A 25795-nucleotide genomic window follows, 5' to 3' on the forward strand; every position below is an offset into this window, starting at 1 on the left:
CCCACCCTCAGAAGGGAACGCCCGTGGCGGGCCATCCGCTCCACGGTGTCCGGGTGCTGGAACTCGCCACCGGAATCGCCGGCCCCTACCTCGGCAAGATGTTCGCGGACGCGGGCGCCGACGTCGTCAAGATCGAGAGCCCCGCCGGGGACCCGCTGCGCGTCTGGTCCGCGTCGGGCACCCAGCAGGCCGACGGCGGCGACAGCGCGCTGTTCCGCTTCCTGAACACCTCGAAGCGTTCGGTCGTCGTCACCGACGCCGAGAGCCCGCGGATCACCGAACTGGCGGCGCAGGCGGACCTCATCGTCCTCGGCGACGGCCTCCACCACGGCGTACCACCTGCTGGCACCGGGCCTGGCTCCGGCTCCGGCTCCGACATCGGCACCGGCACCGGCACCGGCACCGGTGTTCCGGAGCTGGCCCGGCGGCTGCACGTGACGTACCCGCAGGCGGTGGTCGTCGCGATCACGCCGTTCGGGCTGACCGCGAGCAGCGCCGACGCGACTCGTCCGATGACCGAGTTCCTGCTGCAGGCGCTGAGCGGGTCGACGGCCGGCCGCGGCTCCCCCCAAGGCCCGCCGCTGCAGGCCGGCGGGCGGATCGGCGAGTGGGCGTCCGGCACCTACGCCGCGGTCGTCGCGCTCGCCGCGCTGCACGGCGCCCGCCGCGACGGCGTCGGCGACCTCGTCGACGTCTCGATGCTGGACTGCATGACGGTCATCCTCGGCGGGCTCAGCGTCGTCGGCCCCACCGTCATGGGCCGGCCGCCCGCGGCCGCGGGAGCCGCCGCCGCGGCCAGCCGCATCCCGGAGCTGCCGTCGATCGAGCCGACGAAGGACGGGCTCGTCGGGTTCTGCACGATCACCGCGCAGCAGTTCCAGGACTTCCTCCTGCTCATCGAGCGGCCCGACCTGCTCGCCGACGACGACCTGGCGAACCTCGGCAGCCGCTACGCACGCCGCGAGGAGTTCCTCGCCGCCGTGCACGCCTGGACGTCCACGCACACCTCCGAGGAGATCATCGAGCGTGCCGCCGCGCTGCGCATCCCGGTCGCCCCGATCGGCTCGCCGCGCACGGTCACCACGATCGACCAGTTCACCGCGCGGGGCGTGTTCGGGCCGAACCCGCGCGGTGGCTTCCAGCAGCCGCGGACGCCCTACCGGATCGGCGACTTCCGCGGCCGGCCGCCCGAGCCGGCCCCCACCCTCGGCGAGCACACCGACTCCGTCGCCTGGCCGGCTCGCAGGCCGCCCGCCGCCGCCACCCCGACAACCACCCCTGCCGCGGTGCCGGACGGTGGACGTCCGCTGCCGCTGTCCGGGCTGCGGGTGCTGGACCTGACCGCCTTCTGGGCGGGGCCGTCCGCGACGTTGCTGCTGGGCTCGCTCGGCGCCGATGTGATCAAGGTCGAGGGGGTGTCCCGCCCGGACGGGATGCGCTTCTCGGGCGGCAAACCGCCCTCGGAGCCGCAGTGGTGGGAATGGGGCGTGATGTTCCTGGCCACCAACCCCAACAAGCGTGGCATCAGCCTGGAACTCACCCGGCCCGAGGGCATCGACCTGGCCCGCCGGCTGATCGCGGCCAGCGACATCGTCATCGAGAACTTCTCGCCGCGGGTCCTGTCGAACCTGGGCCTGGACTGGGACTCGGTGCACGCCGCGAACCCGGCCGCGATCCTGACCCGGATGCCCGCGTTCGGCCTGGACGGACCGTGGCGCGACCGCACCGGCTTCGCGCAGACGATGGAACAGGCAAGCGGGATGGCCTGGCTGACCGGCACCGCCGACGGCCCGCCGCTGATCCCACGCGGCGCCTGCGACCCGATCGCCGGCCTGCACGCCGCCTTCGCGACGCTGGTCGCACTCGCCGCGCGGCACCGCACCGGCTCCGGCACCGTCTCGGGCTCCGGCACCGTCTCCGGCACCGTCTCCGGCTCCGGCTCCGGCACCGGCACCGGCCGTGGTGCCGGAGGCACGCTCGTCGAGGCCACCATGGTCGAGGCGGTCCTCAACGTCGCCGCGGAACTCACCATCGAGTACACGGCGAACGGCGCCGAACTCATGCGCGCCGGCAACCGCGGCCCGCTCGCCGCACCCCAGGGCGTCTACCGGTGCGCCGGCCCCGACGGCTGGGTCGCGCTCGCCGTCCTCGACGACCCGGCCTGGATCGGCCTCTGCACCCTGATCGGGCGTCCCGACCTGGCCCGGGATGCGGAGCTGGTCACCATCCATGGACGTCGCCAGGCCAGCGCCCACGACCGGATCGACGCGGCGATCACGACCTGGACGGCTGCCCGCGACCGCGACACGGCGGCAGCCGAACTGGTCGCGGCGGGCGTGCCGGCCGCCCCTGTCGTCCCGCCGGCCGACCTGCTCGACAGCTCGCTGCACGCGGACCGCGGCTTCTTCGAACCACTGCGTCACCCGGTCGTCGGCGAGCACCCCATGCCCGGCGTCGCCTTCCGCCTCGCCAGCCATCCCGGGCCGCTGCTGCGCCGTCCTGCGCCGGCCTTCGGGCAGCACGACGACGAGGTCTACGGCGATCTGCTCGGCCTGTCCGCCTCCGAGATCAACGTGCTGCGGGAAAGCGGCCTTGTCGCCGACCGCCCCGCGGGCGTCTGACCATGGCCGTCTCAGCCTGGTCGACCGGTGGGGCGCCTCGCTCGCCTGGCGGGGAGCCCGGCTCGGCGGGCGGGGTCTTCCCTTAGGGTGGCGGAGGCGCGTGGGGAGATGCCAGACGCGCCAGGGGAAGATCGCGGCGCCCTGCGGATGGGGACGGGCCGCGTGGCGAGGAGGGATGCGGCAGTGGTCCGACGGGACGCGGCCGGACTGCCGCCCACCAGCTACGCCGTGCTCGGTCTGCTCGCCGTCGCCGACCTGCCGATGTCCGCGGTCGAGCTGAAGACCAGAGCCGAGTTCAGCCTGCGTTTCTTCTACTGGGCGCCGGCCGTCAGCCACATCCGCAAGGAGTTGACCCGGCTCGCCGAACTCGGCCTGGTCACCGCCACGGAGGTACCGGCACCGCGGGTCCGGCGCACGTTGGTGCACGAGATCACCGACGCCGGCCGGACGGTGCTCCGAAACTGGCTGGACGACCTGCCCGACGACGAACCGGTGGTGCTCAAGGACCCGGTCCTGCTGCGCGTGTGGCTCGGCGCCCAGGGCGACCCGGACCGCATCGTCCGCCTGCTCGACCAGCACCTGGAACGGACCCGCGCGGCGATCGACGACCTGCAGTGGGGCCGGCGCCGGGCCCGCGAGATGGGCCTGGACAACGTGCCGCGCCTGCGCCACTCCCGTGCCGTCGGCGACTACGTCCTGCGCCGGCTGTACGCCGAGCTCGCGAACCTCACCCAGCTCCGGGACGAGATCACCTGCCGCCCGACCGAACCGCGCCCGCCGACGGCCGGCCCACCACCGCTGCACGAATACGACGACGATGACGACGACGGGGACCGGGACGGCACCAGCCGCTCCGACGAGCACACAGGCACCAGGGGCTGACCGGCCCCGCTGCTGGCGACGGGTCCGTCGCGCCTGCCCGGCCACGTCCACCATGATGGGAGCGACATGACCCGCAAGCGGAAGCCGGCAGTGATCGCCGGTGTCCACAACACCGTCCAGGCCCGCCGGCTGCCGGGCGAGACGTCCCGCACCCTGCTGCTCGACGCCGTCGCGGGCGTCCTGGCGGACGCGGGCGTGCCGCTCGCCGCGGTGGACGGCCTGTCCGCCGGTGGCGACAGCGCCGGCCTGATCTACGATCTCGGGCTCGGTCCCTGTTGGCAGGGCAGTCAGTTCGGGGTCTCGATGGTGCTCGAGGCGGCTGCCGCGATCGAAACCGGGCAGGTCGACACGGTGCTGGTAGCCGCTGCCGACGCCGGCACCTACACGGACCGGGCCGCGACCGCGCCGTGGACCCGCCCCGAGAACGAGTTCGTGGTCCCCTGGGGTCTGTTCACCGCCGCCGAGTTCGCACTTGTCGCCCGCCGACACATGATCACCTACGGGACGACGTCCGAGCAGCTCGCCAGCGTCGCGGCGACGATCCGCAACAACGGGCACGCGAACCCGGCCGCCGTGTATGCCGGGCGCGGCCCGTTCACCGCCGCCGACGTGCTCGCCTCCCGCATGGTCGCCGACCCGTTCCACCTGCTCGACTGCTCGATGACCGCCGAGGGCGGCTGCGCCCTGCTGCTCACCACCGCCGAGCGCGCGGCCGACCTGCCCCGGCCGTCCATCCAGGTTCTCGGCGGTTCCGCGGACCATTTCGGGCCCAGCTACCGCTTTCCCCCCGCCTGGGACCACAGCGGCCGTTCCGGCACCCTGGTCAACGGCGAAGTCGGCGGACGAGCCTTCGAGCGGGCACTGCGCACCAGCGGACTACACCGCGACGACATCGACGTCCTGGAGCTGTACGACCCCTTCTCGTTCGAGATCATCCGCCAGCTGGAGGCGTTCGGTTTCTGTGGCCCGGGAGAGGGCGGCCCGTTCGTCGAGGACGGCCACATCGCGATCGACGGCAGCCACCCGGTGACCACCGACGGCGGCACCCTGTCGTTCAGCCACGCCGGAGCCGCTCCGCAGATGCTGCAGCGCGTCGTCCGCGGCGTCGAGCAGCTGCGCGGCACCTGCGGCCCGCTGCAGGTGGCCGACGCACAGGTGGCCCTGTGCACCGGCGGCGGCGCCGGCGCCCTGTTCACCGCCGTCGCGCTCCTGGGCCGCGGCGTCTCCTAGAACCACAGCCTCCGCCGGGCGGTGTGCCGGCGTTCCTGGGTGTTCTCAGGCGTCCGGCGCGCCGGTCGACTGGCCCTGCCGGAGCTTGCGGCGCATCAGCTTGCCGCTGGAGGTCGTCGGAAGGGCATCGACGAAGTGGACGGCTCGGGGCACCTTGTAGGCCGCCAGCCGCGTACGGCAGTAGGCCAGCAGCTCCTCGGCGTCGGCCTCGGCCCCCATGCCGGCCGTGGTGTCCGTTCTGGCACGGGCGGCGGGCACCACGTACGCGTGTGCGACCTCGCCCTTCACCGGATCGGGCTCTCGGCCGACGGCGACCAGCGCAACCGCCGGATGGCCGATCAGCACGCGTTCGATCTCAGCGGGGTAGATGTTGTAGCCGCCGGTTACGATCATGTCCTTGAGTCGGTCGACCACGAAGAAGTGACCGAGCCCGTCGTGGGTGGCGACGTCACCGGTATGCAGCCAGCCGGCCGGGTCGATGGTCTGCCGGGTTGCCTCGGGGTTGTTGTGGTAGCCCAGCATGACGATCGGGCCGCGGACCACCAGTTCCCCCTTCTCGTTCGGGCCCGCCTCGCGGGTCGGGTCCTCCAGCGAAACGGTGCGGACCTCCACCCCGGGAAGGGAGACCCCGATCGAGCCGTGCACATTGGGTGCATGCAGGGCATGGGTGGTGCCGAGCCCGGACAGTTCTGTCATGCCCCACAGCTCCAGCAGCGGCGCGCCGCAGCGGGCCTCCCACGCCTCGATGACACTCTTCGCGATGGTCTGACCGCCCACCGTGCAGCGGCGAAGTGAGGTCAGGTCGGCTGCCGCCAGCTCCGGAAGGTCCAGCAGCATCGCGTACATCGCGGGGACGCCCTCGAGGAGGGTCGCCCGGTGCCGCTCGACGAGTCCCAGGACGGTCGCGGGATCGAACCGTTCCAGCAACACCACGGTGCCGCCGACCATCAAGGTGCCGTTGATCGCGATATTGCCGTACACGTGTGAGCATGGCAGGGGACTGACCACCACATCGGTCTCGGTGCGTCCGTGCATCGCCGCGGTGAGGGCGCAGTTGAGCACCAGCGAACGCTGCGACTGCATGGCGCCCTTCGGGCGCCCCGTCGTTCCGGAGGTGTAGGCCAGGCAGGCCAGGGAACCCGGATCGACGTCCAGCGCGGCGAAGCCGACCGACCCGGCGGCGACCAGCTCCGTGAAGGAGAGGGTGTCGAGCTCGGTCTCGTCGAAACTGATGACGTGCCGCAGCGAGGCGACGTCCCGAAGCGCGGCAGCGACGCCGGCCAGGCGTTCGGCGGAGGCGAGCAGGACCGACGCGCCGGCGTCGGCGAGCATGTAGGTCAGTTCGTCGGCCGTGAGCATGACGTTCGCCGGGATCACCACCGCACCGGCCCGCAGGATCGCATGGTAGGAGACCACCCATTCCCACCTGTTCTGGGCGAAGATCGCAATCCGGTCGCCCGGCGCCACGCCCAGGTCCGCAAGCGAGGACGCCAGGCGTCCGGCGTCCTGGTCCAGCTCGGCGAAGGTGAGGGTCCGCGTCGGGGTGACCAGTGCGACCCGGTCCGGGTAGGTGGCCGCGACCCGGGTTGACATCTGTCCCAGGCCGTCTGTCGCCGTCGGCACCGTCGCGATGGACATCGTCCCCCGCTTTCTTCAGGAAGCACAGTGATCCTGTGTCATGAAAGCGGGGTGGAGTCACCTGCGGCACCACCGAAGGGTTGTACCGCGTGATTCAGGTACCGCCCGATTCAGGCCAGCAGGCCGAAACCGCGTGCTGCTGTGATCGCCTCGACGCGGTTGCGCGCCCCGAGCTTGCCGAGGGTCGAATGCCAGTAGGACTTCACCGTGCTGACCATCAGCCCGAGGTCGGACGCGATCTCCGCGTTGGTGCTGCCGGTCGCGACCCGCCGCAGGACATCGAGCTCACGGGGAGTCAGCCCTGGAACCCCGGCACCCGCCCGGCCGACGCACGTGGCTGCCTGCTCCTCGGTGACCCGACGCCGCTCGGCCAGCATCCCCTCACGTCGCGCGATCTGCGCGACCTGTAACGACAGCGCTATCCCCTGCGCCAGGACGCGGATGCGTTCGCTGACGACCCCTCCGACGGCCCCGTTCTCCCTGCTGGCCAGGGTGAGCACCCCGAGGACGCGGGATCCGGCGACCACAGGCGCGGCGATCATCCGTACCACCCTCTCGGCGGTGATCACCGCGTCGAACTCGTGGGAGATCGTGGGCGCGCCGAGATAGCCGTCGACCCAGGCCAGCGCCTGCTCCTGGAAGACCTTGCCGGTCAGGCCCCAGCCACTGGGGATGGACAACCGATCGAGCAGGGGGGTCGTCTGGCCGTGCACATACTCGATCGTCAGCGCGCCGGACTCGGTCGTGAGCGCGACCCAGGCGACCTCGTCCCGGTCGCCGTCACCGCTGAGCAGCCCGTTGAGGGTCTGCCGGGCCGGCGAACCCGCGTCGAAGACGGATCGGGCGTCGAGGGCCGGTCGGGGATCGAGCGCTGTGTCCGCTCCGACCGCCGAGAAAGTGAGCGCATGGTCTGCCATCGGCCCCCCATCGTCCGGAACCCAACCCGCGCTCCCGTCGTCGGTGACGGTCGCGTCTGCGAGCACCGTGGGCCGGCCGGCGCGGCGATGCTGRCTGACAGTGTGCCAGAGTTCATCGGACTATTGAGCCAGTGACGGTGACCGGGCTCGTCAGGGCCGCAACCGCTGGCGAAGCCGACCCAGACGGCCCGTCACTGTCGAGTTTTCCCTTGTCATGAGCGTGGATGAGAGTACAGTCTGCGCTCAGACGCTCCCGGTCCATCGCGGGATCCGTAGCCATCCTGCTTGCGCTACGTAGGAGTCACGTAACCTTCAGCGCCTCGATGCAACCTTTTCGGAGCAGCTAGTGAGACTATTCGTCCGACTGCCGAGGTGGGATCGATCGCCATCTGCACTCACGAAGCCGCTCAGCGTGCCCGCCGGTGCGCCCGTCTGCGTCCACCCGCACCCGCCCCCGCCGCCGCGAGGCCCAGCCCAGTACGCGCGACTGCGCCCAGAAGAGGAGTTCTCACCTGATGCGAGCACCATTACGCGTGGCCGCGGTGGTCGTGGCCGCCGGTACGTTCATGAGTGGCCTGGCCGCCTGTTCGAGCGACTCATCGGACACCGGCTCCGCCCCGCTCGTCGCTGCCGACCAGGTGAAGGCCGGCCTGCCCACAGGATGGAGCAGCGGCGGCTTCGTTCCCGACAGTGCTGGATTGAAATGCGGCCAGACCGCGGACGACCCCACCCGGGGCATCACCGACACGGAGATCACCATCGGTGGTCTGGCGTATCTGACCAGCGCGAACGGTAGCTCGATGGCAGGATCCGAGCTGGGTGCGCAGGCACGGTTCGACCGGGCGAACGCGGACGGCGGTATCAACGGCCGGAAGATCCACTATGTCGGGACGCTCGACGATGGTAACGACCCGGCACGCAACATCGTTCAGGCCAAGGCGCTGGTCGAGCGGGAGAAGATCTTCGCCGCAGTGCCGGTGATGACCACCAGCGCCAATTATCTCGACACTTTCTGCGAAGAGACAGTGCCATTCTTCGGCTGGGGAACCAACCAGGGGTACTGTGGCACCTCGATTGGGTTCGGGATCACCGGATGCTCGCTCCCGGACGAAAAACTCGGGTATACGCTCACCACCTACGGCCCGCTTTTCCAGGCCATGTTCGACGGTAAGGCCAAGGGCAGGTCGATCGCCCTGATCGGTATCGACAACGATTCCGCGAGGGACGGGCTCGCGGCTGTCTCAAGAAGTATCAGCGCGGTCGGGCTCGACGTTGTCTACGAAGAGAACCCGATCCCACCCTCCGGTGCCACGGACACGACCGCGATCGTCAACGCGATCATGGGTGCGAACGACGGTGCGCCGCCGGATGTCGTCTACTACATCGCGGACTTCAACTCGACCATCAAGCTGACCGCGGCACTGGCCGCCGCCGGTTTCCAGGGCAAGAACCTCAACCCGGTCGGCTACGATCCGCGGCTCGCCGGCTTCGAGGGCCTGCAGAGCTCCTACACGGTCCTGTTGTGGCAGCCAGGCGTCGACACCAGCGTTCCAGCCATCAGGCAGATGGTGGACGATTTCGGAAAATACGCTCCGGGAACGGCGATCAGCCTGCCCGCCATGGCCGGATACTGGGCCGCGGACATGTTCGTCACCGCGGTCACCAAGGCGGGTCGCGACCTGACCATCGACTCGCTGCTCAAGCTGCTCAACAACGACTACTCGAACTACGTCGAGGGAGCGTTGCCTGAGACGAGGTGGCCGACGAATCACTACATCCAGGCACCTTGTGGATCGCTCGTGCAGATGAACGGCGACACGTACGACATCGTGAGCGATGTCGCCTGCGGAGCACTCGTGAAGGAGTAGTGGCGGGCGGTGGGCGGAAGACGACCGGCCGGGTCGTCTGCCGCCCACCCGGCCCGATGACGGGCGCATGTCGCCCCCGCCGCGCGGGACGCCTGGCCGGCCGGCTACGGCCAGCCCTCTGCCCACGGTGAGCCGCTCGAAGATCGTCGGGACCGCCGACCGCGGACACCCTTCGCGCTGGAGGCGCTCCGGAGGGTGGCGGCCCTACCGTGCACGAGGACCACTACATAGATCATCGACGGTGGCCTGAAGGCCCGATGGCAAGTGAGGGTGTGCTGATGTCTGACAGTTCTGGCAGTTCTGGCAGTTCTGGCAGTGTCGAAAAGCTGGCATTCGATGGTGGCGTTGTCATCGTCACCGGTGCTGGCGGCGGGCTGGGCAGGGAGTACGCCCACCAGCTGGCCGCCCGCGGCGCGCGGGTCGTTGTCAACGACATCGGCCGGTTGCCCGCGGGCGATGACGGCGGCCACGCCAGCTCGGCGGCCGCCGTCGTCGCCGAGATCACCGCGGCCGGGGGCGAAGCGGTCGCGGATCACACGGATCTGCGCGCTCCCGACGGGGGGGAGCACATCGTCGCGACTGCCCTCGACACCTGGGGGCGACTGGATGGCGTCGTCAACAACGCGGGTGTCGCGTCAGGTGGATCTTTCAGCGATCTCCCGGCCCCTGACTTCGACGCAGTGCTGTCCGTCAACCTGTTCGGAGCCTTGGCCGTGACGCGGGCCGCCTGGCCTCACCTCGGCCGGTCGGGTGCCGGCCGGGTGGTCAACGTGACCTCTCACTCGATTTTCGGCGCGGTGTCCGCGAGCCCTTACATCGTGTCACGCACCGCTCATCTCGGCCTCACGGCCGCGCTGGCTGCCGAGGGCGCCGAACAGGGCATCAAGGTCAACTGCGTGATGCCGGCGGCCTTCACCCGGATGACCGCGGACATCCCTGATCCCGACCTGCTCGACCTTGTCAGGACCCACTTCCCGACGGAGCGGGTCGCGCCGCTTGTGGTCCTGCTGTGTCACCCGAGTTTCCCCAACTCCGGGCAGGTGTTTCACGCCGGCGGCGGCCTGTTTGCCCGAGTGGCCATCGCTGTCGGATCGGGCCACGTCGACCCCAAAGCGACGCCCGACGACCTGCTTACCCACCTCGACTCGCTGACATCAATGTCAGACCCTGCCGTCCCCACGGACATAAACGACGTCATGAACCGCGTTTTCACCCTGGCTCTCAGCTGAGGAGTGTACCCATGAAGCTGCACCGTTCCGCGATGGTCGAATCCCTCGATGCGCGCATCGAGGTCACCGGCGATGAACGGCACCGGGCCAACCTGGCCGTCGTGCGCGAGCACATGGTCGGGGAGATCGCCGAAGACATCGACGCCCTGCTGCGGACGCTGTCGCCCGATCCCGTCTACCACACCTGGGGCGCCGCACCGGAGCTGAGCCCTCAGGGCACCGAGCGGGTTCGGCGGTTCTACGAGGAGCGGGCCGCGGCCGGCCACCTGTATTTCCAGTACGACATCGAGCACCTGGTGGTCACCGACGACATCGTCGTCACCGACGGAGTCATGACCTCGCTGGTGCCGGCCAGGGGAATGCTCCAGTACGGAATCCCCGACGACGACACCGTCTACAAGCTGGTCGTTCGGATGGCGATCTTCTGGCCGATCGACCCCGACGGTCTGGTCATCGGCGAAGAAAGCCACAGCAGCCTACTCAGCTTCGATGCAGTCGACCCGGCCGACCTGCCGACGGATTTCCCGTCACAGCCGGCCCCGGCCGGGCCCTGACTTCAGCGACATGCAGGGGCGCGGTGAAAAGGAGGCGCGATGAAGGCCGTGATCTTCACCGGCAAGGAGCGGGTCGCCGTCGAGGACGTCGACGAGCCTCGGCTCGAGGACGCGTCCTCGGCGATCGTCGAGGTGGAGCGGACCTCGATCTGCGGCTCCGACCTGCACTTCTACTGGGACGAGTTCAACATCTCGCAGGGAGTCAGGCCGGGCCACGAGTTCATCGGAACGGTGGCCGAGGTTGGATCCGAGGTCGAGTCGTTATGCGTCGGGGACAGGGTCATGGCGATGGGCCTGTACGGGTGCGGTCATTGCTCCGGATGCGCGGACGACCGCCCGACCGCGTGCACCCGCGGCTGGGTGAACTTCGGCACCACGCTGGCTGTCCCGGGCGGTCAGGCGCAGCTGGTGCGGGCTCCCCACGCCGACCATGTCCTGCGCAGGCTGCCGACGTGGATCAGCGACGACGACGCGGTACTGATGACGGATGTCCTTCCCACAGGTGCCTTCGCGGCTCGCAACGCGGGCATCGAGCCCGGCTCCACGGTTGTCGTCATCGGACTCGGACCCATCGGGCTCAGCAGCGTCGCGAACGCGTTCGCCTACCAGCCCGCTCGGGTCATCGCGTTCGACGGGCTGGCGTCCCGACGCGGCCGTGCGGCAGTGCTGGGTGCGGAGGTCTTCGATCCGGGAGAGGCCGGCGTCGTCGAGCAGGTGCTCTCGCTGACCGCCGGCGTCGGCGCGGACAGCGTCATCGAAGCGGTAGGCCGTCCCGAGACGGTCGTCGCCGCGGTCTCCGCCGCGCGGGTCGGCGGTACCGTCTCGGTCATCGGCGTGCTGACCGAGGCATTTCCCGTCCATCCTCTGACACTCGGCACCCGCAACATCACCTTGCGGGTGGGGACGACGGATGTGCCGCTGATGTGGAAGCGCCTCCTCCCTCTGCTCGAGCAGGGGCAGGTGCGGCTCGCCGACGTGTTCACGCATCGCCTGCCGCTGACCGACGCCGCCCGCGGCTACGAGATCTTCGCCAACCGCGCCGACGACGTCTTCAAGGTCGTCTTCGACGCCCAGTCCTGAGAGCTGTGACCACACGACACCTGCGGGGCCATCGGGCGCTTGTCACCGGCGGCGGAACGGGCATCGGGTTCGGCTGTGCCGAGCAACCTCTCGCCGCCGGTACCGCGGTCACCGTCGTCGTGTGTGGGTGGAGGCAGTAGCTACCGGAAGCGGATTTGCCAGTGGACGACGCGCCGCAGCACCTCGACCGTCGAGGTCGGCGTTTGTCTAGACAAATCCCAGACGACCGTCCTACTCTGACCACCGATCCAGGGTCCGTCCGGACGCTGAACCGCCCGACATGCGGGCGTCACGCGACGCGACGGGTCGAGGCGACGCCGCTGACACCAAATACGACCGAGGGAGGCACATCGTGGCCCGCAGCGAGCCTGCGCACCCAGCCGCCAGCAGAACAGACGACGCCGGTCGAACAGACGACGCCGGTCGAACGGACGCAAACGAGCGGGCTGCGGCGACGGCCAGCACACCCAACGCGGGAGGCCTCGTCACCGCTCTCGTGTCCGCCTTCGGCGACCCCGACGCGATCGCAACACTGCTCGCCGAGAACGCCACCTGGTGGATCACTCCGACCACCGGGGTGCTCGGCACTCCCGCCGTCGGCAAAGAGAAGATCATCGCAGACCTGCGGGTCATCTTCGGCTCGCTGTACGGCGACGTCCAGGTCGACATCCACCACCTGATCGAACAGGACGACCTCGCCGCCGTCCGCATAACGCTGCGCGCCAGCGCGCTGTTCGCCGAAGGCCGCCCCTACACCAACGAGTACTCGGTCTGGGCCCAGGCGCGCGACGGAAAGATCGTGCAGGTCTGGGAATACCTCGACGTCGCCCAGGCGACCGCGCAGTTCGCGCCGCCGGCGAACGCCAGCGCCCCGGGAACGGCCACGACATGACTACGCGGGACCAGACGGAAGGCGCCCTCGACGCGGCCGGCGCTGCCGACGCCACCACAGATCTGCGGTTCGACCGCCAAGCCGCGGCCATCACCGGTGCCGGAAGCGGCCTGGGCGCGGCCTACGCGACCTACCTCGCCGCCCGCGGCGCGCACGTCATCGTCAACGATGACGTCTCTGCGGGTTCCGGCCGCCGAGCTGGTGCGGTCGCTGTGCGACGCGGCCGACGGTTGTCCGGGGGTGAGACTCCCCCGGGCTACCCGGCGACTCGAACGCCGAACACACAGATTAAGAGCGCAGTTCTGGCGACAGCTCATCGAAAATCGCGTAACGACCGCCTCCGTGGCGCTTAGCCTCATACATCGCAGTGTCGGCGGCGATCATGAGTCGCCCGGAGTCACTCAGCGCCTCGCCGGACAGCGCCACACCGACGCTGGCGGTGACGGATATGACCTGCCCGTATCTGGATTTGGTGAGATTGACGGCATGGACCAAGGAGTCGGCGAGAGCTCGGATCGGGGCCATTCCAGCGACGACCGGGCGGAGGATAGCGAACTCGTCGCCCGCTATGCGGGCCACGGTGTCGCCGCGAGAGACAGTTTGGGTGAGTATCAATGCCACTTCGCAGAGCACGTCGTCGCCTGCCTGGTGGCCCAGTGTGTCGTTGACGGCCTTAAAGCCGTCGAGATCAATGAACAGGAGGCAGACCCGATCCCGGTCCTGGCCGATACCGCACATGGCCCGGCGAAGCCTGTCGAGCAGTACCTCCCGATTCGGCAAGCCAGTGAGGCCGTCGTGCCGGGCACTTCGACGGGCCTCTGCCGTCGCGATCCATTGCGCATCATCCAGACCCGCCCTGACCACCGCCGTCGAAATCTGGTTAGCCACCAGTTCAACGAAGTCGCTGCGTTCGAGGTCGGTACCGAGGCATCGACCGACCCCAGCGATGAGGAGTCCGATCGGGGGTTTCGAGCGATGACTGACGAACGGCCAGATGACAATCCCTCGCGGCGGTGGTGACGCGCATAGCCCGCCAAGAAGCGGCTCAGGGAGCCGTTCGACGACGCGTACCCGGCCAGACGCCAGCGCCGACGCGAGATCGTGCGGCGGGCTGGGATCGAACACGCCCAGTATACCGAGGGCATCGTGTGCGTCCTCCAGGCCCCACGTGGCCATGGCGCGAAGTGGCCGTCGCTGCTGAGGCTCCTGGATGAGTATTGCTCCGAACGGCAGGTCGTCGCGAAAGTGATCGAGTACGGTCGCGGCTGCCCGGCAGACCGCCCGCCGACCTCGCCTGCCCGACATTGCTGCGCCGATCTCGCGCAGACACGCGAGACGCCTTGCAGCCAGGACCGCGGGAGTCGTCTCAAGGAATGTCGCCAGGATTCCGGCAACAGCACCCCCGGCGACGGTATCGCGAATCGGGCTGAAGGAAATCGTCGCAAAGCATACTTCGGGATACCCGTACCGCTCGACGGTTAACTGCCAGTTCTCCGTCCAGGTCGCGCTATCCCCGGAAACCACTCGGGCCAGTATGGGGTGGATAGTTTCCCAGATATCTGGCCACGCCTCTCTGTAGGGAAGTCCAAGAACGTACGGATGACGTTGCCCCAGCAGTGGAATTACGGCATCGTTGTACAAGTAGATGTAGTCCGGCCCCCAGTGGACGACCATCGGGAAACGGGACTCCAGGCAGATCGCCAAAGCCGTCCGAAGGCTGGGGCTCCAGTCCGCGATCGGGCCGAGGGAGGTGGTAGACCAATCCTTCTCGGCAATTAGCGACCCCATGCGACCGGCAGAGGCTAAGATCCGGGAAAAGTCCGCGCCACAAGAGGCAGCCGAACCGTTTCGGTCACCGGACAGGGCCCAGCCGACCGGGCCAAGCTGCCCGTACGGCCCACTGAGATTATTCTGAGACTCCACCGCCCTCACTCTTCTCGGGAAGCCGCGTCGACTACGATTGATCTATAGTTAACCGCCCCTCACCCACAGGCCCCTTCCCTCTCTTGGCTTGCGCAACCGCGCGCCTCGCGTCGCGACCACTATCGGGGAGATCGCCGTCGACCCAGCGCGTGCGCCGATGACCGTCTTTCAGCCATTTGAGACCTGAAATTTGACAATGATAGCCTTTATGACCAACTTGCACCAGACCCCCCTGACGCTGATTTGCCCGAAAAGATCCGAAATGTTCTGACCCGCGAGTTACGCCAGGGCGGCCGATTTCGTACTAAATGCTGACCCGAACGTAGGTGAGGCTGCGGCGCATCGGGATTGCTTCAAGATTGGTTTGTGCCACGAGGCGCCGCGTTTCGGGTGGAGGGGGGAGACCTTCGCCCTTGGCCTGTTGCAGCAGGTTGAGGTAGCCGAGGGCAGCCCGGTACGGGTGGTGCCGGGGAGGTCGGGAACAGCCCTGCCGAAGCCAATCTGACCCGCCCTGGTCAGCAGTTCTTTTGGATGATCGTGATTGAGGCTTCCGTTTCCCCTGGTCAAGGCCTTGTGCTGTATGCGCAGCAGGTGTTGTTCACGGGGTTTGGGGGTGGCGCTGGTCGGTTGATTGCGGTGATCAGATCTCGGTTGGCAGTGCGCGCGGCGACGAGTTCGTCCTGGCAGTCCTGCGCGGCGGGCCGCGGCGAGTGGCTCGGCCGCTTTGCTGCCCATCAGGAGCTTGCCCAGTTCGAGCGGGTGGCCGGCGGGGCGATGGCCGGCATGCCGAGGTGGACGTTACGGCGGCTGCGCCGGACGACCTGGGTCGCTTCCTCGATCTGGGCGCGGTCGCCGGCGGCGAGGGTGTGCAGGTCGTCCTCGACGTCTCACGAATCCTGGTACGGATCTCGCCGACCGCGCCCAGTTCCACCACCACAGCGCCAGGGCCGACCGTGTCCCCATAGCCAGGCGATGCGCCGGGGATTTGACGGACGCCAAGACTCCCGTGGAAATCGACGTCGCGGGTTGCTTGGCCAACGAATCCCGGTCAGAACGGGCGCCTGCGCCAAGGCGGCGTGTGCTTCGACCGTCAACAGCGGCGGGTCGGGCGGAATCCACCTGCCTGGGAATTAGGAGAGGCATCGCACGAGGTGGCCCCGGACATCTACGATGCGGCTGTTTCGTCCGCTGTCGTAAGTGGCAGAAAAACGTTCTTGTGATGCACGAACTCTTCGATGCCCGCTCGGCCACCTTCCCGGCCGAAGCCGCTGTGCTTGGTTCCGCCGAACGGTGCGGACGCCGTCATCTGCGGGAATGCGTTGATCGACACGTAGCCCGCCTCGAGCTCCTCTGCGACGCGGTGAGCGCGAACGACGTTGTTGGTGTGCACATAGGCGGCGAGCCCGAAGTCCGAGTCATTAGCCTTGTCAATCGCGTCCCGCTCGTCCGAGAACGGCGTGATGGCGAGAACGGGGCCGAACACCTCTTCGCGGGCGAGGCGGCTGCGATTGTCGACGTCGGCGAAGACCGTTGGGCGAATGAAGCAGCCGTTCTCCAGGGGTCCGAGCAGCCGTTCACCGCCGACGACCAGGCGAGCTGCCGAACGGGCTTCATCGACATAGTCGAGAATGCGGCGGACCGCAGCCTCGTCGATGACTGGCCCCATCAGCACCGCAGGGTCCAGCGGATCGCCGATCGTCGGTGACTCGGCGATCGCGGTGACTCGGTCAACGACCTCCTCGTAGACACTGTCCTGAACGAGGAGGCGCGTCGGGAACAGGCAGCCCTGACCGGCGGCCATGACCGCTCCCATCATCGCCGACATCGTCGTCGCGTTGTCAAGATCGGCATCGGCGAAGATGATGTTGGCTGACTTGCCGCCAAGTTCGAGGACGACCGGCGTCAACGATTCCGCGGCCACCGCCATGACCTTTCGGGCCACAGCGGGTCCACCGGTCAACGACACCTTACGCACCAGGTCGTGTCGGATGATGTGCTCCGCCGTGGATGCGTCACCAGAAAGCAGGTTCACCACGCCTTCGGGAATGCCGGCTTCGTGAAGCAGCTCGACGAACCGGATAAGCGCAAACGGGCCTCGCTCTGGGCTCTTGATGAGGACGCAGTTGCCGGCTGCCAGCGCGGCCGCGATCTTCATCGATGCGTTGATGACCGGCCCGTTCCACGACACCAGCGTCGCCACGACTCCGTACGGAACGTACTGGACGTAGTCCAGCGCGCGGGCCGGATAGCTCGACACCAGCTCGCCGGCAAACTTGTCGCTGTACCCGGCATAGAACTCGAAGTTGTCAATCGCCATGTCCAGCGGGCTGGCCGATACCGGTGTGCCCGTTTCCAGCGCGGTCACGATGCGCAGTTCGTCCGCGTCGCGACGGAGCAGCTCGGCCACTCGCCACAACAGGCCGCGCCGCCGGTCGGCGGGAGTGTGCCGCCATGCACGTGCGGCGGCCGCCGCAGCGCGCGCGGCCGCGTCGACCTCGGCAGCGCCGGCGATCGGGAACTCGGCAAGTACCTCACCCGTTGTCGGGTCCCGGCGCGCCATGACCCCACCGCTCGCAGTCGTGACGTGCTCGCCGCCGATGATCAGGGCGGGCTCGGGCAAGATCTTGAGCACTTCGGTCCGTTGCCGCACGGCCATCTGACTCTCCCTGTCTGACTGTTGATCGGTCGTTCTCCTGCGGGCCGGAGCTGTTCCGAGGTGTTGGAGCACGGTCAGTCGAAAAGGACGACTCCGCGGATGTTGCGGCCGTTGCGCAAGTCGTCGTATCCGTCGTTGATCTGGTCGAGCCGGTACGTACGAGTGATCATCTCGTCGAGCTTGAGGACGCCGCGTCGACAGAGGTCGAGGAGCTCCGGGATCGCCGTTCGGGGATTGGCCGAGCCCCACAGGCACCCCCGAACCTGCTTTTCCCAGAAGGTGAGCTCCGCGAGGCTCATTGTCACGGTTTCCTGCCCGCGCGGGGCGGTTGACGTCACGACGACCCGGCCCCGTTTCGCGGCGAGGCCCATCGCCGGACCGATCATCTCGCCCGCGGCGAGGGAGGACGTGATCATGACGGCATCGGCCATGACTCCTCTCGTCCTGTCGACGAGATAGGCCGCGGCATTCGCGATGTTCTCGGTCGCGTGGGTCGCGCCGAACTGCAGTGCCTGGGTCCGCTTGAACTCGACTGGGTCGATCGCCACGATTTCGGTGGCGCCGGCCGCGCGAGCGCCTTGTACAGCCGATATACCGAGACCGCCGCAACCGATCACGACTACCGTCTGTCCGAGGCGGACGTCCGCGGCGTTAACGGCGGTTCCCCATCCAGTTGTCACGCCGCAGCCGACTAAAGCGGCCCTGTCCAGCGGGATATCATCGTCGATCTTGATCGCCGCAAGTTGGTTGACTACGACGTACGGACTGAACGTCCCCAACGAGGTGTACGTCGACACGTCCTGGTCCCCGACATGGACCCGGTATCCGCCGTCGGACAGCGCCCGGCCCGTCATAATGTGAGCGCCGTTGTCGCACAGATTCTGGTGTCCTGACACACAGAACGCGCAGACGCCACAGGCTGGGATGAATGTCAGGACGACATGATCCCCTTCCGTCAGCTGGTCGACTCCGGGCCCGACCGCGTCGACGACGCCTGCACCCTCGTGGCCGCCGACGATCGGATAGGGAACACCGGGAATGTCGCCGGTCACGAGATGCTCATCGGTGTGGCAAAGGCCGCTGGCGGCGAGGCGGACACGGATCTCGTTGCGTCGCGGCTCATCCAGCGTCACGTCTTCGATCTTCCACGGCTCACCGACGCCCCAGAGAACCGCTGCCTGTGTCTGCATACGAACCCCTCACCTCTTCCGCTACCGCCATAGCGTGACTTATCGCTATAGACACCGAGAAACTGTCCTGAATCTTGGTGGTGTGCACTGGCCGTGGTCCGCTCCTGATCGTGCCGATGTGTTGGCGCGGTCTACAGGTACGGGCTGGTGACAGCGCCTATTCGCCGACAGCGGCTTGGCCGGCACGTTCGTCGACTGACTGGCCGGCATGCATTCCCTGGCCGAGGTACTCCGCGACCAGCCGCGTCTCGTCCAACGTCGAGGGATGGCCGGCATGTGTGACGGTGCCCTTGCGCATCAGGTGGACTGAGTCAGCCATCGCGAGTGCGCGCTGCACGTACTGCTCGACGATAAGCAGGGACCGGCCCTCGGCGGCCAGCGCGGCGAGCGCGGCGAAGATGACATCCACGATCAGCGGCGCCAGCCCCATGGACACCTCGTCGAGCAGCACCACCGATGCCTGCGAGAGGATCGCCCGGGACAGCGCCAGCATCTGCTGCTGGCCGCCGGACATGGTGCCGGCGACCTGCCGCCGTCGGTCGGCAAGCAGTGGGAACGCCTCGTAGGCGGCATCGGGGCTGGCGGGCCGGATCCAGGGCGGGGTGCTCAGCCGCAGGTTCTCCTCGACGGTGAGCGCGCGGAAGATGCCGCGCCCCTCGGGGATCAGGCACAGCCCACGCCGGGCGCGCTCGGCGGGCGACAGCCGGGTGACGTCGTCCTCGCCGAGGTGGACTGTCCCGCCGGTCGCCGGGACCGTTCCGCTGATCGCGCGTAGCAGCGTGGTCTTGCCCGCGCCGTTCGCCCCGACCAGGGCGACGACCTCGCCCCGCCGCACGACGAGGTCCACCCCGCGCAGCACGGTGACGCCCCCGTAGCCCGCGGTCAGGCCACGGACGGTCAGGACAGGCTGCGCGGGCTCGTTCACAGGAGCGGGAGCGGCGGTCACCGCGCCTCGACCTTGACGTGGCTGTCGCTACCGGACGAGGCGTCGGCCCGGTCGGTGCCGTCCATCGGTCCCCCTGTCCCGAGATAGGCGGACCTGACCAGGTCCGACGCGGTGACCTCGGCCGGGCTTCCCGCGAACAGCGGCTTGCCGAAGTCGAGGACGAAGATGCGGTCGCAAAGATCCATCACCAGCGACATGTCGTGCTCCACGAGCAGAATGCCGACGCCGCGCGTGGCGACGACACGCCGCAGGAGCGCGCCGAACGCCTTTGTCTCGTGGGCGTCCAGGCCAGAGGACGGTTCGTCGAGCAGCATCAGGTCGAACGGTCCGGCGAGGCAGCGGGCCAGCTCGGTGAGGCGGCGTTGTCCGGTGGACAGACTGCCCACCACGCGATCGCTGAGATCAGCGATGCCGCATAGATGCAGCGCCTCCCGCGCCGCCCGGTCGATGAGGTGCCGGCTGCGGCCGGCGAAGATCTGGTTCAGCGGTCCGCGGCCGGCGAGCGCTGCCTCGCGACCGAGCCGGACGTTCTCCAGGACGGTGAGGGAATCGTAGAGCTGCATCTGCTGGAACGTCCTGCCCAGGCCGGCCGCCGCCCGCGCCGGCGGGGAGGCACCGGAGATGTCTCGGCCGTGCAGGTGGACCCGGCCCTGGGCCGCGGGATTCAGCCCGCAGATGGCGTCGAAGGTGCTGGTCTTGCCCGCGCCGTTGGGCCCGATCAGGCCGGTGATCTGACCGGCGGGTGCGGCCAGGGCGAGGTGGTCCACGGCGACCAGCCCGCCGAACCGCACCCGGAGGCTGTCGACGCGTAGTCCCTCGCCGACCGGGCGCCCCGCAGCGCCGGGCGGGCTGGGAAGATCCGTCTCATTCGGATCCGGCGTGGCGTCGGGCGCCGCGGGCACCGGCCCTGTGCCGCGCTCGCCGAGAAGCCGGGCGACGCCCGCCGCGCTGAACCGCACCCATCCCGGCACGTGCCGCGTCTGCGGCGCGAAGGCGAGCAGGACGGCGAACAGGCCGAAGACGATCTGCAGCCAGTAGCCCACGGACCCCGAGGTGACGTAGGCGGGGATCAGCATGAGGCCCGCCGCCTGCACGAGCGCGTACCATGGCGCCCCGCCGACGGCCAGCACGATCAGCGCGAGGTAGGTCAGGGACAGCGTCGGGTTGAAGGAGGTCGGGTCAACCTGGATCAGGCTGACGCCGAGCAGCGCCCCCGAGATGCCGGCAAGGAACGCCGAAATGCAGAAGACGAGTACCTGGGTGGTGGGCACGCTGGTCCCGCCCATGGACAGTGCTGTCGGCGAGTCACCGAGCGCGTTCAGCAGCCGGCCGAGCCGGGTGCGGGTGAGCGCGATGACAACGGCTGTGGCGACGGCGAGGACCGCCAGAACCACGTAGTAGAAGCCGGTGTCGGACTCCAGGTCCAGCCAGGACAGATGCGGCCGGGGCATGGGCACCCCGTAGCCGTTGAGGCCGAACATCAGACTGGTGTTGTAGAACATGTTCTGCAGCAGCAGGCCGAAGCCGAAGGTGGCAAGCGCCAGGTACAGGCCGGACAGGCGAATCGCCGGGATGGCGATGACGGCGCCAATGGGGACCACCACGAGCCCGGCGACGAGTAGCGCCAGCAACCACGGCAGGTGAGCCTCGGTCGCCAGCTTCGAGAAGGCGACCGCCCCGATCGCCCCGAATCCCGCGTGGCACAGGGAGACCTGCCCGGACGTTCTGACCAGCAATCCGAGCGACAGGAACATGATCGCTATCGCGAGGAAGCCAGCCCACTGGCCGATGTGGTCGCCGCTGAACTGCGGCACGAACGCCAGGGCGGCCAGGGCGATCAGACAGAAGAAGATCTGCGTGCGCAGCGGGGCGGTCCAGGCCGCGCGCGGCAGCGGGATGCTTTGCAGGCGGGTGGCGAGGCGCCGCCGGGGAAGCACCACCAGGACTCCGAACAGCACCACGAACGGCAGGCTGGCCGGCAGGCCGGCGAGGTATTCGCTGGACGAGGCGTACCTGGTCAGGATCGCCGACAGAACACCGACGGCGAGCCCGCCGGCGTAGGCGAGCGGAAGACTGGCGAACGCGCCGAGGGCCGCGGCGGCGAAGGCCTGGGCGACCAGCGCGGTCAGCGTCACCGGGTCGAGGTTGGTGCTCTGCGCGAGCAGGATTCCTGACATGAGCGCGCAGACGGTGCCGATCATCCAGGCGATCCGGCGAACCGTTGTGGGACGGGTTCCGGCCAGGTCGAGCAGGGCCGGGTCGTCGACGACCGCCCGCATGGCCATGCCCAGCCGAGTGCGATGAAGGAAGACGTAGAGCGCCAGCGTCAGGACCAGCGCAAGGCCCATGATGATCAACTGGCTTGCGCTGACGTACGCGTCGAAGACCTTGAAGCGGTTGTCCGGCAGGAAGGTCGGGAAGGTCTGAGACTCGGTGCCGTGGGCCAGCAGGAAGGCGCCTTCGATGACGAGCACGATGCCCAGCATCGCGACGATCCGTACCGCCAGGGCGGCACGTGAGAGGTGCCGCGCGAACAGTTCGAACACGTAGCCGAGCACGGTGCCCAGCACGACGGTCGACAGCAGCGCCGCTACGGGCCAGGGCAGGCCGTGCGAGACGTTGAGGCTGTAGAAGACGTAGGCCGCGAGCGTGCCCAGGGCCCCGAAGGCGAAGTTGAACACACCCGAGGTCTTGTAGGTGAGAACCAACCCGACGCCCGCGAGGCCGTAGGCCGACCCGCTCGTCAGGCCAAGGATGACAAATGGCAGCAGGTCGCGCATGCGGACCCCCAACTACGGCTGTGGACGGGAAACCGGCGGAGGGCGGCATGGGATGACCAGGCCGCCCCTGGTGGTCAGCCGGTGGGCAGGCAGTCGTACTTGCCGGGATTCGGCTCGACCCACGCGCCGTTGTGGACCTTGGCCGTGAAGTAGCAGCTGATCGGCGGGTTGGGGCTGCCGGCGGCGCCGAACGTCAGTGGCGGGGTCACACCGTCGACCATCCAGCCCTTGGGCAGCGCGTGGATCGCGTCGACCAGATCCTTGGAGGTGGAGCTCGGAGTCAGCTTGCCCTGCTCGGCGATCGCCTTGTACACCTCGAGCGAGGCCCAGGTCTGGGAGATGTTCGCGTTGAAGGTCTGGGACTTCGACAGATCCGGGGCGTACTGGGCGATAGCGGCCTGGAGGGTCTTCTCGACCTCGGTCTCCGTGCCGAACCAGGGGAAGTTCTGCTCTTCGACGAGGGCGCCGTCCAGGGCCGGCTCGGTCAGCCAGCTGTCGTCCGCGGACGGCCCGTAGCCGACGACCGTCGGCTTGAATCCCTGGCTTGCGCAGTCCTTCAGGATGCGAACGGTCACCGACGCGGAGTTCGCGACGTAGAGGGCGTCGACCCCGGCCTGCTTTGCCGCGAGGCACTGCGCGGTGTAGTTCGGCGCGGAGGACGCCACCGTTCCGGTGTACGCGATGGAGATCCCGTTCAGCGCCGCCGAGTACTTCGCGGTCGCCTTGGTCAGCACCTCCGTCTGGGAGGCGCAGGCCGGAGCCTCGGTGCAGTACATGACGCCGAACTTCTTGCGGCCCTGGGAGGCCGCGAGGCTCACCACGCCGGCCGGGTCGGTCGCGCCGGTCGGAAACAGCAGCGGCTCGGTCTGGTACAGGCCCGCGCCGTTCGTCTGCCCGCCGATCACCGGGATCCCGGCGGCGGTCACGAGCTTGTGCCAGCTGGCCACGGTGTTGCTGACCGGGCCGACGATCGCTGTCACCTTGTCGGACATGAGCGCCTTGGCGGCCGCTATGCCCTTCGACGGGATGCCGCCGTCGTCCTTGGCAATGATCTTCACGGGGTGGCCGTTGATGCCGCCATGAGCGTTGGTCCACTGCGCCCACGCGTCGACGAGGGGGGCCGCGCCGCCGATCGAGCTCGCGTAGGTGCCGGTCGCGGACGTGATGTTGCCGATGACGAAGGGCGTGTCCGATCCCCCTGACCCTGCGGACGACGAGCCGTCGGAAGACGAGCAAGCCGCCGCTAACACGGCAGCCGCGAGTAAGGGAAGGCCGAGGCGGGAACGGCCCGCCCGCCGCCAGGGGCGCGCGGAGTCTGTGGTGGCACGGCGGTCTTGGGGCATGGAAGTCAACTCCTGGTTCCTCGACGTGTGGTAGATCGTTGAGCGGGGCGCGCCGGCTGCCCGCAGGCGGTCCGGCCCGCGCCGTGTGGTGACGGCCGGCGGCCGCAGCACGGTCCTGCCTGGCTGCACTCGTTCCCGGCGCCCGATCAGGCTGGGCCGAGCGGTTGGCACCGGCAGCTGGCCGGCTCCGGCTCCATCACCCGCCACGTGGCGGGTGGGGCTGTTGCACCGACACCGACACGTTCGACTAGGCGCGCCAGTACAAGCCGTCGCCGCCGGTTCCCCGGTTCAGATCGGTTCAATATGACCTGGCGGTCCATGCCGCGGCGTAGCCGGGCAGCGAGAAGGCGGACGAGCGACACAGGTCGATCACATTGCGCTCTTTCGCCTCATGTCCGCGTATCGCGTCAGGCAGCGCCTCGACCAGTTCCAGCGGGACCTTCACGACACCGTGGCCGTCACCGTGTAGCAGGTCTCCGGTCGCGACAGCGACACCGCCGATCTCGACGGGTTGCCCGGTCTCGAGGACCTTCACGAAGCCTCCGCCGACGTCGACGCCGCCAGCGTAGGTCTGGAACCCTACCTCCTGCATTTCGTCGATGTCACGCACCGGGCCGTTGGTGATGCCCGCGGTACAGTCGAGCGCCTTGTAGAGATTGGCTGCGACTTCTCCCCAGATACAGACACGGCCCCGCCAGTCACCGACGTTCTCGGCGACGAGGATACGCGGCCCGGGTACCGCGAGGATGTGATCGTCGTGAGCCCCGGGAATATCCAAGGCCGTCAGGCCGCTCGACTCGGGGTTGTCTCGGCCGGTCCATACCTTCCGGGTGGCAGCGAAACCGACTCGTCGGCCGAGCCCCGGCGAGATGCAGCGGACCACGTTGCGGTCGAGGCTCTCCAGCTCGGACGGGTGCTTACCCAGTCGCTTGAGTCCGTTCAGCACTGACGGCGTGCTGAACGCCAGAAGTGCCTCGACAGCCTCTCGGTCTGGAATTCCCACAGTCATGTCAGCCATTCCGATGTGTGCACGGTGGGTCCTGCCTCGTCGTTGTCTCCGGCTGTGAAGGACGCCTGGTCGTCGAGCGGGCGCATGGACTACGACCGGACCGCGCCCCCATCCGTTCCTGATCCGGGCGGGCGGCCCCAAAAACCGAACGCGGTTCGGAAGGTAGCCCCGCGACAGGCGCCCGTCAAGAGGCGCCGCTGCCCGGACGTGACCACGAGCACCAGCTCCTTGCGCGACCGAACCGCGTTCGGTAGTCTCGGCGGACCGGTTTCGCCGCGCTCCGACCGGCAGACCACTCCTCGTCGAGTTCCCCCGGAAGAAAGGTGGATCTATTTGTGCCCAACGGAGCCGGGCGTTCCTCGCGTCCACCAAAGGCAAGGAGGCAGGAAAAGGGTCGGACGAACGAGGAGCGGAGCGCCCAGTCGAAGCAGGCGATGCTCGATTCGGCGCGCCAGCTGTTCGCCGAAAAAGGATACGCGGCGACGTCCATCATCGACATCGCCGAGCGCTCCGGCATCAGCGTCGGCGGCCTCTATCATCACTTCGGGAGCAAGAAGCAGATATTCCTCGCGCTGTGGGCTGAATACCAGCGCGCCCAGGAAGAACATACGCGATCGGCGGTGGCCGCGGCGCGCAAGGCCGATGCCACCGGCAAGGAACTGCTCCTGGCGGGAGTCGAGTCCTACCTTCAGGGAGCGTGGCTGGCGCGGGACTTCGAGCCGATGGTGGTGCTCGGCACCGACGCGCCTCCCGGTTTCGACGGGATCCTGGCCGAGGCCGACCGTCAGTGGGCTCGGCAGAACCGGGCGCTGTTGTCGGAGTACGATCCCCAGTTGGTGAACGCCGCCACGGTGATGTTGGCCGGCGCACTGAAATCGCTCTGCCTCGAATTCCCTCACTGCCGCAGCGACGCAGAAGGCAAGCGCCTGATAGACGACGCGCTGAAGCTGTTTTCCAGCATGCTGGCACTCCTGTAGAAGATGGTTGGCGACGGTCCGCGAGYGGCCTGCCTGTCGCCGCGGCTGTGTCGGCCGGAC

General features: G+C 68.6%; 19 protein-coding genes. 10 read left to right on the plus strand and 9 right to left on the minus strand.

What is annotated here, in order from left to right:
- The first annotated feature begins 23 nt into the window (after positions 1-23).
- The 3 genes from CcI49_RS18555 (at position 24) to CcI49_RS18565 (ending at position 4733) form a co-directional block, all read left to right on the plus strand.
- Complete coding sequence (locus CcI49_RS18555) at positions 24-2621, plus strand: CoA transferase (protein WP_076828106.1); 2598 nt, start codon at positions 24-26, stop codon at positions 2619-2621.
- 183 nt (positions 2622-2804) lie between these two features.
- Positions 2805-3503 (plus strand): PadR family transcriptional regulator, encoded by a 699-nt coding sequence (locus CcI49_RS18560; protein WP_054570241.1) that lies wholly within the window; start codon positions 2805-2807, stop codon positions 3501-3503.
- Positions 3504-3569: 66 nt separating this feature from the next.
- The gene (locus CcI49_RS18565) at positions 3570-4733 is read left to right on the plus strand and encodes a thiolase family protein (protein ID WP_054570242.1); all 1164 of its coding nucleotides are present in this window, start codon (positions 3570-3572) and stop codon (positions 4731-4733) included.
- 45 nt (positions 4734-4778) lie between these two features.
- Here the strand turns inward: CcI49_RS18565 and CcI49_RS18570 are convergent, their stop codons facing one another.
- Together CcI49_RS18570 and CcI49_RS18575 are read right to left on the minus strand one after the other, a co-directional pair.
- The gene (locus CcI49_RS18570; RefSeq protein WP_083749585.1) at positions 4779-6371 is read right to left on the minus strand and encodes an AMP-binding protein; all 1593 of its coding nucleotides are present in this window, start codon (positions 6369-6371) and stop codon (positions 4779-4781) included.
- Between the two features lie 110 nt (positions 6372-6481).
- On the minus strand, positions 6482-7288 hold the full coding sequence (locus CcI49_RS18575; protein WP_131831124.1) for a LuxR C-terminal-related transcriptional regulator: 807 nt from the start codon (positions 7286-7288) through the stop codon (positions 6482-6484).
- A 515-nt stretch (positions 7289-7803) separates the two neighbouring features.
- Between CcI49_RS18575 and CcI49_RS18580 the strand changes: the two genes are divergently transcribed.
- From CcI49_RS18580 to CcI49_RS39745, 5 genes are all read left to right on the plus strand, one after another.
- A complete protein-coding gene (locus CcI49_RS18580; RefSeq protein WP_076828112.1) occupies positions 7804-9156 on the plus strand; it encodes an ABC transporter substrate-binding protein in 1353 nt (450 codons plus the stop codon).
- Between the two features lie 278 nt (positions 9157-9434).
- The gene (locus CcI49_RS18585) at positions 9435-10385 is read left to right on the plus strand and encodes an SDR family NAD(P)-dependent oxidoreductase (protein WP_076828225.1); all 951 of its coding nucleotides are present in this window, start codon (positions 9435-9437) and stop codon (positions 10383-10385) included.
- Between the two features lie 11 nt (positions 10386-10396).
- On the plus strand, positions 10397-10939 hold the full coding sequence (locus CcI49_RS18590; RefSeq protein WP_076828114.1) for a nuclear transport factor 2 family protein: 543 nt from the start codon (positions 10397-10399) through the stop codon (positions 10937-10939).
- A gap of 39 nt (positions 10940-10978) precedes the next feature.
- A complete protein-coding gene (locus CcI49_RS18595; RefSeq protein WP_054570247.1) occupies positions 10979-12019 on the plus strand; it encodes an alcohol dehydrogenase catalytic domain-containing protein in 1041 nt (346 codons plus the stop codon).
- A gap of 352 nt (positions 12020-12371) precedes the next feature.
- Complete coding sequence (locus CcI49_RS39745) at positions 12372-12911, plus strand: nuclear transport factor 2 family protein (protein WP_158230782.1); 540 nt, start codon at positions 12372-12374, stop codon at positions 12909-12911.
- A gap of 288 nt (positions 12912-13199) precedes the next feature.
- Here CcI49_RS39745 and CcI49_RS18605 read toward each other — a convergent pair whose 3' ends face one another.
- The gene (locus tag CcI49_RS18605; protein WP_158230783.1) at positions 13200-14585 is read right to left on the minus strand and encodes a GGDEF domain-containing protein; all 1386 of its coding nucleotides are present in this window, start codon (positions 14583-14585) and stop codon (positions 13200-13202) included.
- A 1040-nt stretch (positions 14586-15625) separates the two neighbouring features.
- Between CcI49_RS18605 and CcI49_RS42120 the strand changes: the two genes are divergently transcribed.
- Positions 15626-15799, plus strand: coding sequence for a hypothetical protein (locus CcI49_RS42120; protein ID WP_158230784.1), 174 nt, complete (start codon positions 15626-15628; stop codon positions 15797-15799).
- Positions 15800-15999: 200 nt separating this feature from the next.
- On the opposite strand, the gene CcI49_RS18610 is transcribed toward CcI49_RS42120, so the two are convergent.
- From CcI49_RS18610 to CcI49_RS18635, 6 genes are all read right to left on the minus strand, one after another.
- A complete protein-coding gene (locus tag CcI49_RS18610; protein ID WP_054570251.1) occupies positions 16000-17490 on the minus strand; it encodes an aldehyde dehydrogenase family protein in 1491 nt (496 codons plus the stop codon).
- Positions 17491-17564: 74 nt separating this feature from the next.
- A complete protein-coding gene (locus tag CcI49_RS18615; protein WP_076828121.1) occupies positions 17565-18680 on the minus strand; it encodes an NDMA-dependent alcohol dehydrogenase in 1116 nt (371 codons plus the stop codon).
- Positions 18681-18837: 157 nt separating this feature from the next.
- Positions 18838-19626, minus strand: a complete 789-nt coding sequence (locus CcI49_RS18620; RefSeq protein ID WP_054570253.1) for an ABC transporter ATP-binding protein — start codon at positions 19624-19626, stop codon at positions 18838-18840.
- Positions 19623-22406: a branched-chain amino acid ABC transporter permease/ATP-binding protein gene (locus CcI49_RS18625; RefSeq protein ID WP_054570254.1), complete on the minus strand. Its 2784-nt coding sequence runs from the start codon at positions 22404-22406 to the stop codon at positions 19623-19625. The genes CcI49_RS18620 and CcI49_RS18625 overlap by 4 nt, the downstream gene beginning before the upstream one ends.
- 74 nt (positions 22407-22480) lie before the next feature.
- Entirely contained in the window at positions 22481-23749 is a 1269-nt protein-coding gene (locus CcI49_RS18630; RefSeq protein WP_131831125.1) for an ABC transporter substrate-binding protein, read from the minus strand.
- Between the two features lie 298 nt (positions 23750-24047).
- Positions 24048-24767, minus strand: coding sequence for an RraA family protein (locus CcI49_RS18635; RefSeq protein ID WP_083473800.1), 720 nt, complete (start codon positions 24765-24767; stop codon positions 24048-24050).
- A gap of 425 nt (positions 24768-25192) precedes the next feature.
- On the opposite strand from CcI49_RS18635, the gene CcI49_RS18640 reads away from it, so the two are divergent.
- A complete protein-coding gene (locus tag CcI49_RS18640) occupies positions 25193-25735 on the plus strand; it encodes a TetR/AcrR family transcriptional regulator (RefSeq protein WP_054570257.1) in 543 nt (180 codons plus the stop codon).
- Positions 25736-25795 lie beyond the last annotated feature (60 nt).

It is taken from the genome of Frankia sp. CcI49 (genome assembly GCF_001983215.1).
Classification (GTDB): Bacteria; Actinomycetota; Actinomycetes; order Frankiales; family Frankiaceae; genus Parafrankia; species Parafrankia irregularis.

Excerpts from the sequence above, each read along its gene's own strand:
- CcI49_RS18565 (WP_054570242.1), top strand. The coding sequence starts at position 3,570 with ATGACCCGCAAGCGGAAGCCGGCAGTGATCGCCGGTGTCCACAACACC.
- CcI49_RS18570 (WP_083749585.1), bottom strand. The coding sequence starts at position 6,371 with ATGTCCATCGCGACGGTGCCGACGGCGACAGACGGCCTGGGACAGATG.
- CcI49_RS18575 (WP_131831124.1), bottom strand. The coding sequence starts at position 7,288 with ATGGCAGACCATGCGCTCACTTTCTCGGCGGTCGGAGCGGACACAGCG.
- CcI49_RS18580 (WP_076828112.1), top strand. The coding sequence starts at position 7,804 with ATGCGAGCACCATTACGCGTGGCCGCGGTGGTCGTGGCCGCCGGTACG.
- CcI49_RS18585 (WP_076828225.1), top strand. The coding sequence starts at position 9,435 with ATGTCTGACAGTTCTGGCAGTTCTGGCAGTTCTGGCAGTGTCGAAAAG.
- CcI49_RS18590 (WP_076828114.1), top strand. The coding sequence starts at position 10,397 with ATGAAGCTGCACCGTTCCGCGATGGTCGAATCCCTCGATGCGCGCATC.
- CcI49_RS18595 (WP_054570247.1), top strand. The coding sequence starts at position 10,979 with ATGAAGGCCGTGATCTTCACCGGCAAGGAGCGGGTCGCCGTCGAGGAC.
- CcI49_RS18605 (WP_158230783.1), bottom strand. The coding sequence starts at position 14,585 with ATGGTCGTCCACTGGGGGCCGGACTACATCTACTTGTACAACGATGCC.
- CcI49_RS18610 (WP_054570251.1), bottom strand. The coding sequence starts at position 17,490 with ATGGCCGTGCGGCAACGGACCGAAGTGCTCAAGATCTTGCCCGAGCCC.
- CcI49_RS18615 (WP_076828121.1), bottom strand. The coding sequence starts at position 18,680 with ATGCAGACACAGGCAGCGGTTCTCTGGGGCGTCGGTGAGCCGTGGAAG.
- CcI49_RS18625 (WP_054570254.1), bottom strand. The coding sequence starts at position 22,406 with ATGCGCGACCTGCTGCCATTTGTCATCCTTGGCCTGACGAGCGGGTCG.
- CcI49_RS18630 (WP_131831125.1), bottom strand. The coding sequence starts at position 23,749 with ATGCCCCAAGACCGCCGTGCCACCACAGACTCCGCGCGCCCCTGGCGG.
- CcI49_RS18635 (WP_083473800.1), bottom strand. The coding sequence starts at position 24,767 with ATGGCTGACATGACTGTGGGAATTCCAGACCGAGAGGCTGTCGAGGCA.
- CcI49_RS18640 (WP_054570257.1), top strand. The coding sequence starts at position 25,193 with ATGCTCGATTCGGCGCGCCAGCTGTTCGCCGAAAAAGGATACGCGGCG.